The following is a 15,581-nucleotide window of genomic DNA, read 5'->3' on the forward strand; positions in this document are numbered from 1 at the left end:
ACTGGCAGTGTCGCAGCGGTCCGCGTTGCTGGTTCTTGCTGCTACTGGCGTGCGAGGTACACACCCCACACGGCCAGTCCCAGTCCGATCAGGGCGACGCCGGAAAAAGAGCTGCCAAACAGCAACCAGGCCAGCAAGGCCGTGCAGGGTGGCACCAGATAGAACAGACTGGCCACGTTCACGGCATTGCTGTGCCGGATCAGCCAGTTGAGCAAACTGACCGCGCCCACCGACAGCACCAGAACCAACCAACCCAAGGCGAAGACCAGTTCACCAGTCCAGTCAATACGACCGCTCTCCAGGCCGGCGGCTGCCAACCCGGTGACAAGCGCTGTGGGAAGGAACTGCGCGACCGCCCCCGTGCGCCAATCAAAGGCGGGGCAATAGCGCTTCTGGTACAGGGTGCCGGCCGTGATACCCAACAGCGCCACTATCGCGGGCACCAGGGCCCACGCAGAAAATTCGCTGCCCAGTTTGCCCAATACGACCAAGGTGACGCCAACGAAGCCGAGCACCAATCCCAGCCACTGGCGCGGACTGACACGTGCTCCAAGAAGCCAGCCGGCCCCAACCGCCGTGAGCAATGGCTGTACCCCCACCACCAGGCTGGCAACACCTGCGGGCAACCCGTGGCCAATGGCAATGAACACCCCACCCAGGTAGACGCCATGGACCAGCAGACCCGCAACGCCGATGTGCCCCCATGCCCCGGTGGTCGCAGGCCAAGGCGCCCGAGCGACCAGCGAGATGACGACCATGAGGGCCAGTACCAGCACGTAGCGGATCGTCAGGAAAGCCAGCGGCTCAATGTGGGGCAAGCCCAGTCGGGCACCAATGAAACCGGTGGACCACAGCACAACAAACAGGAACGGCACTGCGCGGCTGGTGGAGGTGGGCATGGGTCGGCAAGCGTGTTCGTGAAGGTGTGCCACGACTGTATCGGAGCAGCCAGCGCCTCAATATGCACAAAAGCATATAAACAAAGAAAAATTAAGTAGTTTGTGTTTTAAGGCGCATTGCCAACAATGCAGACCTTATGTCCAACCCACCCACCCTCATCATCGTCCCCGGCTGGCGCGACTCGGCGCCTGGCCACTGGCAAAGCCTGTGGGCCGAGTCGGTTCCGGGTGCCCTGCGCACGGTGCAGGACGACTGGGAAGCTCCCAAGCGGAATGCCTGGGTTGGTGCACTGGCACAGCAAATTCTTTCCGTCGACGGGCCGGTAGTCATTGCCGCCCACAGCCTGGGCTGCATCACCACCGTGCACCTGCCTCCCGAGGCCGCCGCCCGCATCCAGGGTGCGCTGCTGGTGGCGCCGGCGGACCCGGAGCGCCGTGGCGCACTAGTCGACTTTGCGCCCGTTCCCTACCAGCGCCTGCCTTACCCGAATATCCTCGTGGCCAGCACCAATGACCCCTACTGCCCCGTGCGCACCGCAGGTGCCTACGCCCGTGCCTGGGGCAGTGAACTGGTGCGCCTGAACAACGCCGGACACATCAATATCGAATCGGGCCATGGCCCGTGGCCGCTGGGCTTGGCCCTGCTGCAATCCCTCATGGCAGACGGGCCTACCGGAACTGCCCTACAAAGCCCCACCTCCATCCCGAGTTACCCCTTCCAACTGCAGGAGATCGCCGTATGAATTTCAAGCAAAAAACCCATCTGGCCCTCGCCGCACTTGCGCTGACCGCTAGCAATCTGGTAGCAGCGCAGACCGCGCTGCTGAACGTGTCCTACGACGTGGCGCGCGAGTTCTACAAGGACATCAACACCGCGTTCGTGGCCAACTACAAGAAGACCACGGGCAAGGACATCAAGGTGGACCAGAGCCATGCCGGCTCCAGCGCCCAGGCGCGTGCCGTGAATGATGGCCTGGAGGCCGACGTGGTGACCATGAACACCACCACCGACATCGACTTCCTGGCCGGCAACGGCGTGGTGGCCAAGGACTGGCGCACCAAGTTCCCCCACGCCGCTTCGCCCACCAGCTCCACCATGTTGTTCCTGGTGCGCAACGGCAACCCCAAAGGCATCAAGGACTGGGATGACCTCATCAAGCCTGGCATCCAGGTGGTGGTGGTGAACCCCAAGACCGGTGGCAACGGCCGCATGGCCTACCTCGCCGCCTGGGGCCAGGTGCGCAAGAAAGGTGGCACCGACGCCCAGGCCCTGGATTATGTGACCAAGCTCTACAAGAACGTGCCCGTGCTGGCCAAGGGCGGACGCGACGCCACCAGCATCTTCCTGCAGCGCAACATCGGCGACGTGTTGATCACGTTCGAGTCTGAAGTGGTGTCGGTGGACCGCGAGTTCGGCGCCAACAAGGTCGACGCCATCCACCCCAGCGTCTCCATCCTGGCCGAGAACCCGGTCGCCGTGGTCGAGCGCACCGTGGCCAAGAAAGGCACCGCCGATGCCGCCAAGGCCTACCTGAACTTCCTCTACACCGACGAAGCCCAGGAAATCGCGGCCCAGCACGCCATCCGTCCGACCAAGGAAGCGATCCTCAAGAAGTACGCCAGCACCTTCAAGCCGATCACGCTGTTCAAGGCGGAAGACTACTTCGGCTCGTTTGCCGAAGCACAGAAAGTGCACTTCAACGACGGCGGCCAGTTCGACAAGCTCTATACGGTCAAGTAAATGGTGTCTGCGGTTATCTCTGCCCCTCAGCGCGCGCCCAAGCGTGCGGCCAAGCGCGTGCTGCCGGGCTTTCACCTCACGCTCGGCTACACGCTGTTCTACCTGGGCCTGATCGTGCTGCTGCCCTTGTCGGCCCTGCTGTTCAAGACCTTCACGCTCACCTGGGACCAGTTCGTGGCCGCGGTAGCCAGCCCGCGCGTGCTGGCCTCGTACCGGCTGACCTTCGGTGCCTCCTTCCTGGCGGCGCTGGTCAATGCGGTTGCCGGCCTGCTGGTGGCCTGGGTGCTGGTGCGCTACCGCTTTCCGGGCAAGAAAATCGTGGACGCCCTGGTCGACCTGCCCTTTGCGCTGCCCACCGCCGTGGCCGGCATTTCCCTCACTGCGCTGCTGGCAGGCAATGGCTGGATCGGCAGCCTGCTGGAGCCGCATGGCATCCAGCTCGCCTTCAACCCCAACGGCGTGGTCATCGCCCTCATCTTCATCGGCCTGCCCTTCGTGGTGCGCACGGTGCAGCCGGTGCTTGAAGATGCCGAGAAGGAACTGGAAGAAGCCGCCACCAGCCTCGGTGCCACGCGCTGGCAGACCTTTCGCCATGTCATTTTCCCCACCATTGCGCCAGCACTGCTCACCGGCTTTGCCATGGCCTTCGCGCGTGGCATGGGCGAGTACGGTTCGGTCATCTTCATTGCCGGCAACATGCCCATGGTGTCGGAGATCACGCCGCTCATCATCATCGGCAAGCTGGAGCAATACGACTACGCCGGTGCCACCGCCGTGGCCAGCGTGATGCTGTTCTTCTCCTTCCTCATGCTGCTGGTCATCAACGCGCTGCAAAGCTGGCAGCGCAAACGCTCGGGGATGCCCACATGAGCCGCCGGGCCGCTCCCAAGGCGAATGGCGCCGCAGTGCGCAGCACGGAGGTTTTCCTATGAGCAACACCGCCACCAAGAAACGTTCCGCCCGTGCCGGCACCACCGAGCCGGCATGGGTGAAGTGGACCCTCATCGGCATCGCCCTGGGGTTCATGTTCCTCTTCCTGGTACTGCCGCTGGCCGCTGTGTTCACCGAGGCGCTGCGCAAAGGTGGAGAAGCCTTTGTCGAGGCACTCAAGGAGCCCGACGCGTGGTCCGCCATTCGCCTGACCCTGCTGGTAGCCGCCATTGCGGTGCCGCTGAACCTGGTGTTCGGCGTGGCCGCGGCCTGGGCCATTGCCAAGTACGAGTTCAAGGGCAAGGCCTTCCTGACCACGCTGGTGGACTTGCCCTTCTCGGTGTCGCCCGTGGTGTCCGGCCTGATCTACGTGCTGCTGTTCGGGGCCCACGGCTGGTTCGGCCCATGGCTGCAGGCCCATGACATCAAGATCATCTTCGCCGTGCCCGGCATCGTGCTGGCCACCATCTTCGTGACCTTTCCCTTCATCGCCCGCGAACTGATCCCGCTGATGCAGGCCCAGGGCACCGAAGAAGAGCAGGCCGCGCAGGTGCTGGGTGCCAGCGGCTGGCAGACCTTCTGGCATGTGACCCTGCCCAACATCAAGTGGGGGCTGATCTACGGCGTCATCCTGTGCAACGCCCGCGCCATGGGCGAGTTCGGCGCCGTGTCGGTGGTGTCGGGCCACATCCGCGGCCAGACCAACACCATGCCGCTGCACGTGGAAATCCTCTACAACGAATACCAGTCGGTGGCGGCGTTTGCCGTGGCGTCCCTCTTGGCGCTGCTGGCGCTGGTCACCCTGGTCATCAAGTCCTTCGTCGAATGGCAGTTCGAGCGCGCCGAAAAGGCCGCATCCAACCTGCCCCCGGAAAAACCCCTCGCGGCCCCTGCGGTGGCCAGCGTGTGAAGTGAGCACCCCATGAGTATTGCCATCCGTAACGTCAGCAAAGCCTTCGGTGACTTCCACGCACTGAAGGACGTGACCCTGGATATCGAGTCCGGCGAACTGATCGCCCTGCTGGGCCCCTCGGGTTGCGGCAAGACCACGCTGTTGCGCATCATTGCCGGCCTGGAAACCGCCGACCAGGGAAGCATCCTGTTCAGCGGTGAGGACACCACAGACGTGCACGTGCGCGAGCGCAACGTGGGCTTCGTGTTCCAGCACTACGCGCTGTTCCGCCACATGAGCGTGTTCGACAACGTGGCCTTTGGCCTGCGCATGCGCCCCAAGGCCACGCGCCCCAGTGAAGCCGCCATCAAACAGAAGGTCATGGACCTGCTGAAGCTGGTGCAGCTCGACTGGCTGGCCGACCGCTTCCCGTCCCAGCTCTCGGGCGGCCAGCGCCAGCGCATTGCCCTGGCCCGCGCACTCGCCGTGGAGCCCAAGGTGCTGCTGCTCGACGAGCCCTTTGGCGCGCTCGACGCCAAGGTGCGCAAGGAGCTGCGCCGCTGGTTGCGCCGCCTGCACGACGAACTGCACGTGACCAGCATCTTCGTCACCCACGACCAGGAAGAAGCCCTGGAAGTGGCCGACCGCGTGGTGCTGATGAATAGCGGCGTGGTCGAACAGGTCGGCACACCGCAGCAGGTGTGGGACCACCCGGCCAGCCCCTTCGTCTACGGTTTCCTGGGTGACGTAAACCTGTTCCACGGCCGCGCCCACGAAGGCGAAATGCAGATCGGCGAAGACCACCACGGCGTGCGCCTGAGCGCGCCTGAGCATGGCCAGACCCAGGACGCCCGGGCCATGGCCTACGTGCGCCCGCACGATCTGGCCATCACCCGCTACACCGCGGGCCAGCCCCACCAGGGCATTGCCGCCAAGCTGGTCCGCGCCATCGTGGTCGGGCCCATTGCCCGCCTGGAGCTCGAACCCCATGGCGGACAGGCCTCCGGTGCCAAGGACCTTCTGGAGGCGCACCTGGGCGCGCAGGAGTTCAAGGCGCTCGGCTTGGCCGAGGGCGACGACGTGGTAGCCACCCCACGCAAGGCCCGTGTGTTTGTGCAGGAAGACCCGGCGCTGGTGATCTAAAGGCCAGGCCCACTGCCCTCGCCATCGAGTTCCGTACGATTGCGTCCCAGTGCCTTGGCACGGTACAAGGCGCGGTCGGCTCGCTGCAGCCAATCGTCCAGGTTGGCGTCCGAGGCATCGAAGCCACGCCACATCGCCAGGCCAGCACTGAACGTGGGCGGACTGCGCAGGGGCTCCAGCTGCACGGCCTGCACGACTTCGGCCAGGCGCTTCGCCACCGCCTGCGCCTCGACCAGTGAGGTATGGGGCAACAGGAAGCAGAATTCTTCCCCGCCCGTGCGGGCAGCCAGGTCGTGACCATCGCGCGCCGTAGCCCGCGTGGCCTGAGCCACCGCCTGCAGCAGGCGGTCACCCACCGCATGGCCATGGGTGTCGTTGACCACCTTGAACCAATCCAGGTCCAGCAGCAACAAGGCCAAAGGCGCACGGGTACGGTTGGCACGCTGGGCTTCGGCCCGCGCCTGCAGCATGAAGGCGCGCCGGTTCGCCAGCCCCGTCAGGGCATCGGTGAGCGACAGGCGCTCCGCCTCCTCCTTGGCAGCCTGCAGGTCGCGCGTGCGCTCGGCCACGAGGGCTTCGAGCTCTTCCTGGCGTTGTTGCATCAGCGCAAGGTGCGCCGCTTCGGCACGCAGCTTGTCCTCCCGCAGCAGCCGCACGCGGTGGGCCAAGCCCAGCGATAGCATGACGCAATCGGCCACGATGCCGATCGCCATGGCATTGAAGGTGGTAGCGGTGAAGGTCAGGGCGCCACCGATGGCACCCATGAACACCAGCATGCCAACCCACGAGGCGCCCTGGCCCGCCAGGTAGAACAGCCCCTGCTGCGGCACGTGGCGCAGCGAGACCAAGCCTACACCCGCGCACAGGGTGGTCAGCAACAGCGTCACCGTGCCGGCCCAGGTCTGCGCCAGGTGCATGGGCAGCACCAGCCAGACCACGGCATGGCTGGCCGCCACGACCAGGCCCACGCGCAGGGCGGTGTCCACGCGCGGCATGCGCTGTGCGGTCTGAAGGAACTCGCGGGTGAACTGCAGGATGAAGAGCCAGGCCGCAGCCCCGGCCAGGAACACCCCTTCATTGGCCAGCCAGGGCGTGTTGGGGTAGTAGTGCTGCATGCCGATGCCGTTGAGCGCCGTCTGCGCAAAGTAGGCACTGGGCAGGTAAAGCACGTACAGCAGGTAGGCGCGGTCGCGCAGCGCAAACAGGATGACCAGGTTGTAGATGAACAGGATGCCCATGATGCCCAGCATGCCGCCATGCAGCAGTTGCACCCATTGCACATGCTCGCTGTAGACCGCCTGCGGCGTCAGCATCACCGGCACGATGAGCGCACCACCGGGGCTGCGCACGCGCAGCAGCACACGCACCTGCTCGGTAACCGCCAGCTCCAGACGGATGCCCCCATGGATGTCATCGACCTGGCGGACCGAAAACGGCCGCCGGTCACCGGCCTGGGCGTGCTCCACCCGGCCATCGGAGCGCAGCACGTAGAAATCGACCTCGTCGCTGGGTGCGTTGGTGTCGCTCAGCACCACCGTGACGCGGTGGTCGGCCCGGTTGCGCAGCGTGGACTGGAGCCACACCGCGTCGTCACTGAAGCCCAGGTTCAGTGCGTCGCGGTCAATGCCGCGCCACGCCGACGCAGGCAGCGCCCGCACATGCGCCATGTCCCACCGGGCGCCGGCATCGATAACGTAGGTGAATTGGCGCGTGACCGTTCGCTGCCCATCGTCGCCGGTCAAGTCGATGGACTGCGCCTGTGCGCTCACGGCCACTAGCTGCAAGCAGCCCAGCAGACAGAGCAGGCCCCAGCGCTGGGCAAGCCGGCACGCCAGCCGCAAAGCGGCGCTGAACCGCGAAGACCATGGGAAAAACAGCTGCGAGCCGGGCATGGGTCAGGATTCAACTCCAGAACCGGTGCCCTGGCAATCCGCGCTCACCCCAACAGACGAAACACGCCGTAGCCCGCCAGTGCCGCCGACACACCGGCCAGCGCAGTTTTGGTACCCCGCCCACCCAACGCGATGGCGAGTACGTTGCAGACAAGAATGGCGACAAAGAGATACGTGGTTTTCATGGGGTCGATGGTAGTGGCTGGGCTGCAGCCGCCTGGAAAAAGGCCACCCGCTCCGCGTCCGACGGGTGGGAAGAAAATGCGATGCCGATGCGTGAACCCCAGTCATCCTGGCCTGCCTGGTCCTGGCGCTTGCGGTGAGCGGCGAGCTTGTCAAAGAAGCGCACCATCACGTCAGGCGAAATCTTCGCCCGGCGCAGCACTTGCACGGCAGCCTCATCGGCCTCGCGTTCCGCCTGGCGCGAATACTGGGCCTGCCCCAGCAGCAACGGCACCGAGGCCAGCAGGCCGCTGGTGTCGCCGAACATCACCGTCCACACCGCCCCCAGCACCGTGGCCTGCAGCAGCATGCGCATGCCGTGCTGGTGGCGCACATGGCCCCACTCGTGTGCCGCCACACCCGCCAGCACAGACACGTCCTGGTCCACCAGCTCCACCAGTTCATCGGTCACGATGATGGTGCCTCCTGGCAGTGCCAGGGCATTCGGGCCGATGCGGCTCTTGCGAAACACCACTTGCCAGGCCGGCGACTCCCCTGGGCTTGCAGGCGGCAGCACCTGACGCAGCGCATCCTGCAGCCGCGCTTGCTGGGTGGCGTCCATGGCACTCGGTTCCATCAACTGGGCGTCGAGCGTGGACAAGGTGCTTTCTCCCACTGCGGCCTCCACGCTGGCAGGGACCAGGCGTGCGAGCCCCTGCGCGGCCCAGGGCAGCCCCCACTGCTGCAAGGCCACCAGCAGAGCCACCAGCACCACGCTGAAGGCTGCGACCGAACGCCAGTTCTGCTGCGCACGCACCACCCAGCCTTCCTGTCGGCCACTGGCCTGCACCCAGGCATCCCACTCACCGGCGTCCAGCGCCTGCACCATGCCACCCTCGGCAAAGGTAGCGGTACGCCCGCCATGGCGCGTTCGCTCGGGCCATTCGATGGAGCGCTCTGGCACCTGCAGCGCCACACCCTCGCCGCGCACATGCAGCACGCCATCGCGCAGCCACAGCTCCACAGGGTGCGGACGGGCCTGGCGGCCGTCGAAATACAGGGCCGGCAAGGCGTGGGGAGACTGGGGCATGGTTGCTTACAGACCGAAATCCACGTCCAGCAAATCCGCAGCTGCCTCACCCACAGCACCACCTGCGCGGGATGTCGCCTGGGCCACCATTTCAGCCGGATCGGAGTCGGTGAAAACCGCGATGGACTCCAACTTCAAGCGCGCCAAAGCGATCATCGCAAAGGGCCAGTACAGTCCCAAGGTCAATGGCAACAACAAGGCATTGAGTGCATAGCGCTTAGCAATTGAACGTGTGCGCAAATGTGCGTCGATGGAAACCCCAAACGCTCTGGTTCGCGACCAAACAAAGTTGTGCATCAGAACGGGCGGATACAACCACATGGTGGGTATCAAGGCCAATAAACCCAGCCCGAACAGGAGCTTCCAGTCAGCCTTTGCCATGGCAACCAGAGCAACAACCCAAAGAGCCACCACGATCGCAAATCCAATCAGCGAGCGATAGAAGTCCCCCATGGAGGCTGCCATCCGCATTTCCAAGCCTCCCCACGCGTAGTTTTCGTGAAGGTATTTCTTGACCTGGAAAAACCAGGCTGGCATCAGAAGCAGCCCAAGCGCCAGCCACAGCCATATCTCAAACTCGAGTACCGCTTTGACCCCATTGAAATACGCAGCATAGTGATCAACGATTGCACCGCTCAAGTAAAAGAGTCCGGCGCCAAACAGCGAAATTGGAACCAGTGCCACATAAGCGGCTTGTGCACTTCCTTGGAAACTGAAACGTACCCCCATCCAACTGGTATTTCCCAATCGGAAGCGTGCCGTCACGAACAGCAACCACGGGGCCAAGATGCCGAGGAGCACTGTTGGAACGGCCCCCGCGGTATCCCCCGTTTTCTGGGCAATCGACGACACCACCAAGAATGCCATCACCAGGGCATATCCTTTGAACATCGCCCCCCCCTGACCATGGAACACCAGCGGGTGCCCACCGACCACGGTATTGGCATAGAAGTAGCGCAGGCGCCGCGCTTTGGCCCAGGGCCAGTACAGTCCCAGCGTCACGAGCAGCAGCAGCACGTTGACGATCCAGATGCGGAAGTACTCGCTGCCTGAACCCGTAAAGCGCACGTCCAAGCGATGCACGGACGGCGCGGTAGGCGTGGTGGTGGTTGACGGCGGTGCCTCGATGGCCGCCGTGTAGTCGGTCGTCATACTTGATTCACTCCCTGGTCATTGCGCGGGTACCGCCTCGGGCTGCCCTCGCGCTGCGCCGGATTATGTCTCGGCACCCAAAGCGAATCTGGACGGCTGTGCCTACTGCTGCATGGCGATCAGCCGCGCCTCTTCGAGCGCCGCGGTACGGTGGTGCACGAAGGCCTGGTAGGCGGGGGAGCGCACCATGTCCATGAAGGCGGCGGCGCTGGGGTACTGCACCAGCAGCACGGCGTCCCAGCGTTCGCCTTCCGGCGCTACCAGGGCGTGGCGGGCCTGGCCCTGCCACACCACCTGCCCACCGGCGGCCGCCACCGATTTCAAGGCATTGGCCGAGTAGCGGGCATAGGCTTCGCGTCCGCTGCAGGCGGGTTCAATCTTGCCGGCGGGGTACTGCGCCTCGTCGCGGAAACGCAGCAGGTTGAGCATGGTCACCGGCTTGTCGGGGGCGGTGTTCACGAACAGTTGGCTGAAGCTCTCGCGGGTGGGGTCGATGTGTGGCATGGCTACTCCATTCAAGGCAGGCACGGGTGTCGGCAAGCGCTATGGCGCCTATCGTGCAGGCAGTATGGCAAGCAGTGCCCAGAGCGTCGATACTGCACTGTCACCCTTGCGTCCCGACCTCCATGACCACACTCGCCCGCCTGAATGCCTTGCCCAAGGCCGAAATCCACGTCCACCTGGAAGGCACCTTTGCCCCCGAAACCCTGGCCGCCTGGGCGGCGCAGGCGAAAGTGGATCTGCCGCGCCCGGTAGAGCGCCTGTTCGAGTTTGCCGGCCTGGCGAACTTCCTGCAGTTCCTGGACTTTGCCAGCGGCCTGGCCAACACACCGGAGCGTCTGGCGCAACTGGCACGCGAGTTCTGCGAACGCCTGGCGCGTGACGGCACCGGCTATGCCGACCTGATCTTCAACCCCACCCACTGGCATGCCTGGCACGGCCAGTTGCCGGCCATGCTCGACGCCTTGGACGCCGGCTTTCGCGAGGCTGAGCAGGACGGCCTGCCGCCCGTGGGCCTGTGCGTGAGCCTGCTGCGCACGCAAACTGAAGGCGAGGCTGTGGAGCTGGTGGAACTGCTCACCCGTCTGCGCCACCCGCGTGTGGTGGCCTTGTCGGTGGACGGCAACGAGGCCGCTGCCGGGCGCACCGGGCCGCGCTTTGCCAGCGCCTTTGCCCAGGCCAAGGCCGCGGGACTGCGCCGCACCGTGCATGCGGGCGAGTCCAGCGGGCCGGAAGGTGTGCGCGACGCGGTGGAACTGCTGCAGGCGGACCGCATCGACCACGGCGGCCGAGCCATCGAAGACGCCGCGGTGGTGGACCTGCTGGTGCAGCGCCAGATTCCGCTGGGCATCTGCCCCACGTCCAACGTCGTCCTGAAGGTCTACCCCGACCTGGACGCCCACCCGCTGGAGCGGCTGCGCCAGGCCGGCATTCCGGTGTCACTGGCCACCGACGACCCCAGCCTGCTCGGCGCCACCCTGCCGGGCGAATATGCCCGCGCCCAGCAGCACTATGGCTGGAACGACGCGGTGCTGCGCGCCGTGGCCCGCACCTCCATCGAGGCCAGCTTTGCCAATGCCGATGTGAAGGCCGACCTGCTGGCCCGACTCGCACGCTGGTAATGCGCCGGGCCTGACCGCATCCGTGCCGGGGCAGACCTGCACCTGGCCTGCCATGCCATACTCGAAACACGCCCCGCTGGCGTGCCGCCCGACATGGAGGAAGTTGATGCGACATTGGCCCACACTGGTCCCCGTACTGGCAATCGCCCTGCTGGTGGCAGCCTGGACCCTCCCACCCAGTGCCGTGCTGGCCACGTTCTGCTCCCTGGGCCTGATCGGTGCCGTGATTGCCGCGGTCCACCACGCGGAAGTGGTGGCCCTGCGGGTGGGTGAGCCCTACGCCACCCTGGTGCTGGCCATCGCCATCACGGTGATCGAGGTGGCCTTGATCGTTTCCATTATGCTTGCAGGCGGCCCTTCCAAGGCGGCGCTGGCGCGGGACTCCGTGTACGCCACCGTCATGATCATCTGCACCGGCGTGATGGGGGGAAGCCTGGTGCTGAATGCGTGGCGACACCACGAGCAGACCTTTCGCACCCAGGGGGCGGAGCCCGCCCTGGCGGCCCTCATCACCATGGCAGCCATGGTGCTGGTGTTGCCGGTGTTCACCACCTCGGCGCCTGTGGGCCTGTACTCCCCTTCGCAGTTGTGGTTCACGGCGCTGGCGTCCTTTGGCCTGTGGGCTGTCTTCATCTTTGTGCAGACCGTGCGCCACCGCGACTACTTCCTGCCACCACCAGGCAGCGAGGGGGAAGACGCCCATGCGGCCCCGCCCAGCCTGGGGGTGACCTGGGCCAGCTTTGGCTTGCTCTTGCTGGCCCTGGTGGCCGTGGTGGGCCTGGCCAAGACCTTGTCCCCGCGCATCGAGCAGGAGCTGGCGCAAGCCGGTGCGCCACCCTCGGTGGTGGGCATCGCCATCGCCCTGTTGGTTCTCCTGCCCGAAACCGTAGCGGCCTTGCGGGCCGCCTGGGCCAACCGGCTGCAGACCAGCATGAACCTTGCGCTGGGCTCGGCACTGGCCAGCATCGGCCTGACCATCCCCGTGGTGGTGGTGGCCTCCATTTGGTTTGACCTGCCCCTGGTGCTGGGTCTGGAACCCAAGGATCTGGTGTTGCTCACCCTGGCATGCATTGTCAGTACCATCACGATCGGAGCAGGTCGGGCCAACCTGATGCTGGGCGCGGTGCATCTGGTGATCTTTGCGGCCTTCCTGTTCCTGTCACTGGTGCCGTGAACCACGCCGGGTCCGGCGGTTCATTTGAAGAGGATTTCGGATCGACATGTTTTCTCCACGAGTCTGGCTGGGCGGCCTGTGCCTGGCACTGCTGGGCGGCTGCGCGCAGGTACCTACCGCCCAACTCGGCGCGGCGCGCTTCGGGTATGGGCAGGAAGTGGCCGAGTCCTGGAAGCGCCAGGCGCTGATGAACGTGGTGCGGCTGCGCTACAACGACGCCCCGGCGTTTCTGGACGTGTCGGCCGTGGTGACCTCCGACTCCCTGTCCACCCGCATCCAAGCGGGCGCCACGGCGGCGAACACGCCAGCCGACTCCAAGCTGGACTTCGGCGCCGGCGGAACCTGGACCAGTGCCCCCACCGTCACCTTCTCGCCCATCAGCGGCGAGCGATTCAGCAAGCGCCTGCTGGAGCCCCTTCCACCCACCTCGGTGCTGCTGCTGGTGCAGGCCGGCTGGCCCATCGATCTGGTCTGGCCCACCACCGTCACCACGGTGAACGGTTTGCAAGGCTCCCGCATGGGCGCGCCCGCCGACCCCGAGTTCGTGGCCCTGCAGCAGGTGCTGGCACGCATGCAGCGCTCATCGGCCGTGGGCTTTCGGGTACGCCAGGAAGAGGGGCGTGAAGGCGTGTTCATGGTCTTGCACCGCAGTACCGTGCCGCAGGCGGCGGAAGACCTGCGCACGCTGCGCGAGCTGCTGGGCCTGAACCCCGGCGCCTCTCAATTCACGCTGACGCAAGGCGAATTGCCGCGCAACGACCGCGAGCTGGCTATCAATACCCGCTCCATGTTCGAGCTGATGCAGGAAATGGGGCTCGGGGTGGACATACCGCCGGAACACCTGCGCAAGGCCCGCAGCATGGATGAGTTTGGGCGCACAGCCACGAACGGTTCGCCCCCTTCCCATTACCGACCCATGGTGAGCATCCGCTCCGGCAAGACAGCGCCGAAGGACCACTACGCGGCCATCCAGTACAAGGACTACTGGTTCTGGATCGACGACGAGGATGAGCAGACCAAGCGCCTGTTCACCTTCCTGATGATCCTGTTCTCGCTCTCGGAAACCAGCCCGCCGATGAACGCCCCGGTGCTGTCGATCAGCCCGGCGCGCTGAGCACCGGGTTCAATAACCCGCGTTCAGGCGCTACGAATTCAATAGCTGCTCACGCACATTCCATGCGGGTCAGGTGCCAATTTGGCACCCAGGCCCGTCAGGGAGCGATCTTCTTCTTCAGCGCACGGGCCACGGGCTTGGGCAGATTGGGCAGCGAGCGCAAGAGCCACGGCAGCACCTTGCGCTTGGTGGCGTTGAGCGACTCGGGCACCACCGTCTCGATGAGGTGGGGACCGGGGTGCGACAGCGCGTACTCCAGCGCCTTGCAAAAACCCTCGGCCTCGTCGGTGCGCACCGCGTGCACGCCCATGCCCTGGGCCAGTTGGGCGAAGTTGAGCACCGGGCCGTGCAGGTCGAGCTGCGACTTGGCCTTGGGGCCCGCTTCTTCGGCGCCCACACGCTCCAGCTCCACGTTGAGCACCGAGTAGGACGCGTTGTTGAAGATGATGGCGGTCACATTCAGACCCTCGCGCGCCATCGTCCACAGCGCCTGGATGGTGTACATGGCCGTGCCGTCGCCAATGAGGGCGATGACCGGGCGGTCCGGGCAGGCCACGGCGGCACCGACGGCGTTGGGCAGGCCCTGACCGATGGCCCCGCCCGTGAGGGTGATGAGGTCATGCCGCGGTGCGCCTTGGGTCATCACATTGAGCATCAGGCCCGAGGTGATGGCTTCATCGATCAGGATGGTTCGCGCGGGCATGAGGTGGGCCACGGCCTTGCAGACCTTGGGGGCGTTGAGCTTGCCCTTGGGGCGGTCGGGGCGATGGGCTGCCTGCAGCACCGGCGCCGTGTTGGCGGCACCCAGCGCCTGCGCCAGCTTTTGCAGGCTGCCCGCCGTGTCCTGCACCGGGCTGGCCAGGGTGTGGACGGTGCAGGTGTCGGGCACCAGGTAGCTCTTCTTGCCGGGGTAGGCGAAGAAGGAGACCGGCGCCTTCGCATCGACGAGGATGAGGTGGCGCACATCGGCCAGCTGCACCCCGGCCATCTCGGCCATGTAGGCAATGCGCTCCACCGCAGGCAGGCCCGCACCGCGCTCCAGGCGGGTGGGGAACACCTCGGCAAACAGGGTCACGCCGCACTGGGCCGCAATGCGCGCGGCGGCCAGCAGGCTGGGTTCGCGCAGCGCGCGGCCACCCAGCAGCAATGCGGCCTTTTCGCCCGAGCGCACAGCCTGCGCAATGGCGGCCACGGTGGCGTCATCGGCCACGGCGGGCTGGGGCGGTGCAATGGGCGCGCTGGCCACGCCCCCTTCGCCCCAGGACACGTCGGCAGGCAGGATGAGGGTGGCCACCTGGCCCGGCAGCCCCTTGGCAGCGGCCACGGCCTCGGCGGTGTCGCGGCCCAGATCGGCGGTGGCCTGGGAGGTGCGCATGAAGCCCGGCGACACGTTGCGCGCCACGGTCTCGATGTCGCTCTGCAGCTGGGCGTCGTACTGCGTGTGGTAGGTGGCGTGGTCGCCCACGATGTTGACGATGGGCACCTTGCCCTTGCGCGCGTTGTGCAGGTTGGCCAAGCCGTTGCCCAGGCCGCAGCCCAGGTGCAGCAGGGTGGCAGCGGGCTTGTCGGCCATGCGGGCGTAGCCGTCGGCGGCGCCTGTGGCCACGCCTTCGAACAGGGCCAGCACGGCGCGCATCTTGGGCTCGGAGTCGAGCGCGGCGACGAAATGCATTTCGCTGGTGCCGGGGTTGGTGAAACAGACCTCGACGCCGGAATCGACCAGCGTCTTCATCAGGGCTTGTGCGCCGTTCATTGCTGCCATGGGGTTCT

General features: G+C 65.7%; 15 protein-coding genes. 8 read left to right on the forward strand and 7 right to left on the reverse strand.

Annotation, left to right across the window (positions count from 1 at the left end; genetic code table 11):
- Positions 1 to 41 precede the first annotated feature (41 nt).
- Positions 42 to 899, reverse strand: coding sequence for a DMT family transporter (locus RQP54_RS05280; protein ID WP_315677118.1), 858 nt, complete (start codon positions 897 to 899; stop codon positions 42 to 44).
- A 137-nt stretch (positions 900 to 1,036) separates the two neighbouring features.
- Between RQP54_RS05280 and RQP54_RS05285 the strand changes: the two genes are divergently transcribed.
- The 5 genes from RQP54_RS05285 to RQP54_RS05305 are packed head-to-tail and all read left to right on the forward strand — an operon-like array spanning position 1,037 to position 5,605.
- The gene (locus RQP54_RS05285; protein WP_315677119.1) at positions 1,037 to 1,642 is read left to right on the forward strand and encodes an RBBP9/YdeN family alpha/beta hydrolase; all 606 of its coding nucleotides are present in this window, start codon (positions 1,037 to 1,039) and stop codon (positions 1,640 to 1,642) included.
- Positions 1,639 to 2,640 (forward strand): sulfate ABC transporter substrate-binding protein, encoded by a 1,002-nt coding sequence (locus RQP54_RS05290; RefSeq protein WP_315677120.1) that lies wholly within the window; start codon positions 1,639 to 1,641, stop codon positions 2,638 to 2,640. The genes RQP54_RS05285 and RQP54_RS05290 overlap by 4 nt, the downstream gene beginning before the upstream one ends.
- The gene (cysT, locus tag RQP54_RS05295) at positions 2,641 to 3,510 is read left to right on the forward strand and encodes a sulfate ABC transporter permease subunit CysT (protein ID WP_315677121.1); all 870 of its coding nucleotides are present in this window, start codon (positions 2,641 to 2,643) and stop codon (positions 3,508 to 3,510) included.
- A 58-nt stretch (positions 3,511 to 3,568) separates the two neighbouring features.
- Complete coding sequence (gene cysW / locus RQP54_RS05300; RefSeq protein WP_315677122.1) at positions 3,569 to 4,480, forward strand: sulfate ABC transporter permease subunit CysW; 912 nt, start codon at positions 3,569 to 3,571, stop codon at positions 4,478 to 4,480.
- A 12-nt stretch (positions 4,481 to 4,492) separates the two neighbouring features.
- On the forward strand, positions 4,493 to 5,605 hold the full coding sequence (locus RQP54_RS05305; protein ID WP_315677123.1) for a sulfate ABC transporter ATP-binding protein: 1,113 nt from the start codon (positions 4,493 to 4,495) through the stop codon (positions 5,603 to 5,605).
- Here RQP54_RS05305 and RQP54_RS05310 read toward each other — a convergent pair.
- The 5 genes from RQP54_RS05310 to RQP54_RS05330 form a co-directional block, all read right to left on the reverse strand.
- The gene (locus tag RQP54_RS05310) at positions 5,602 to 7,374 is read right to left on the reverse strand and encodes a diguanylate cyclase (RefSeq protein ID WP_315677124.1); all 1,773 of its coding nucleotides are present in this window, start codon (positions 7,372 to 7,374) and stop codon (positions 5,602 to 5,604) included. The genes RQP54_RS05305 and RQP54_RS05310 overlap by 4 nt on opposite strands.
- 167 nt (positions 7,375 to 7,541) lie before the next feature.
- On the reverse strand, positions 7,542 to 7,682 hold the full coding sequence (locus RQP54_RS05315) for a hypothetical protein (protein ID WP_315677125.1): 141 nt from the start codon (positions 7,680 to 7,682) through the stop codon (positions 7,542 to 7,544).
- The gene (locus RQP54_RS05320; RefSeq protein WP_315677126.1) at positions 7,679 to 8,749 is read right to left on the reverse strand and encodes a M48 family metallopeptidase; all 1,071 of its coding nucleotides are present in this window, start codon (positions 8,747 to 8,749) and stop codon (positions 7,679 to 7,681) included. Before RQP54_RS05320 ends, RQP54_RS05315 begins: the two co-directional genes overlap by 4 nt.
- Positions 8,750 to 8,755: 6 nt before the next feature.
- Complete coding sequence (locus RQP54_RS05325) at positions 8,756 to 9,901, reverse strand: DUF898 family protein (protein ID WP_315677127.1); 1,146 nt, start codon at positions 9,899 to 9,901, stop codon at positions 8,756 to 8,758.
- Positions 9,902 to 10,003: 102 nt separating this feature from the next.
- Entirely contained in the window at positions 10,004 to 10,405 is a 402-nt protein-coding gene (locus tag RQP54_RS05330) for a DUF1330 domain-containing protein (RefSeq protein ID WP_315677128.1), read from the reverse strand.
- Positions 10,406 to 10,527: 122 nt separating this feature from the next.
- On the opposite strand from RQP54_RS05330, the gene add reads away from it, so the two are divergent.
- The 3 genes from add to RQP54_RS05345 all read left to right on the forward strand — a co-directional run bounded on the left by add (position 10,528) and on the right by RQP54_RS05345 (position 13,811).
- Positions 10,528 to 11,523 (forward strand): adenosine deaminase, encoded by a 996-nt coding sequence (add, locus tag RQP54_RS05335; protein ID WP_315677129.1) that lies wholly within the window; start codon positions 10,528 to 10,530, stop codon positions 11,521 to 11,523.
- Positions 11,524 to 11,629: 106 nt separating this feature from the next.
- Entirely contained in the window at positions 11,630 to 12,697 is a 1,068-nt protein-coding gene (locus RQP54_RS05340) for an ionic transporter y4hA (RefSeq protein ID WP_315677130.1), read from the forward strand.
- A 46-nt stretch (positions 12,698 to 12,743) separates the two neighbouring features.
- On the forward strand, positions 12,744 to 13,811 hold the full coding sequence (locus RQP54_RS05345; protein ID WP_315677131.1) for a hypothetical protein: 1,068 nt from the start codon (positions 12,744 to 12,746) through the stop codon (positions 13,809 to 13,811).
- 97 nt (positions 13,812 to 13,908) lie between these two features.
- On the opposite strand, the gene RQP54_RS05350 is transcribed toward RQP54_RS05345, so the two are convergent.
- Entirely contained in the window at positions 13,909 to 15,564 is a 1,656-nt protein-coding gene (locus RQP54_RS05350) for an acetolactate synthase large subunit (protein ID WP_315677754.1), read from the reverse strand.
- Between the last annotated feature and the right edge of the window lie 17 nt (positions 15,565 to 15,581).

It is taken from the genome of Curvibacter sp. APW13, from assembly GCF_032337135.1.
Classification (GTDB): Bacteria; Pseudomonadota; Gammaproteobacteria; order Burkholderiales; family Burkholderiaceae_C; genus Allorhodoferax.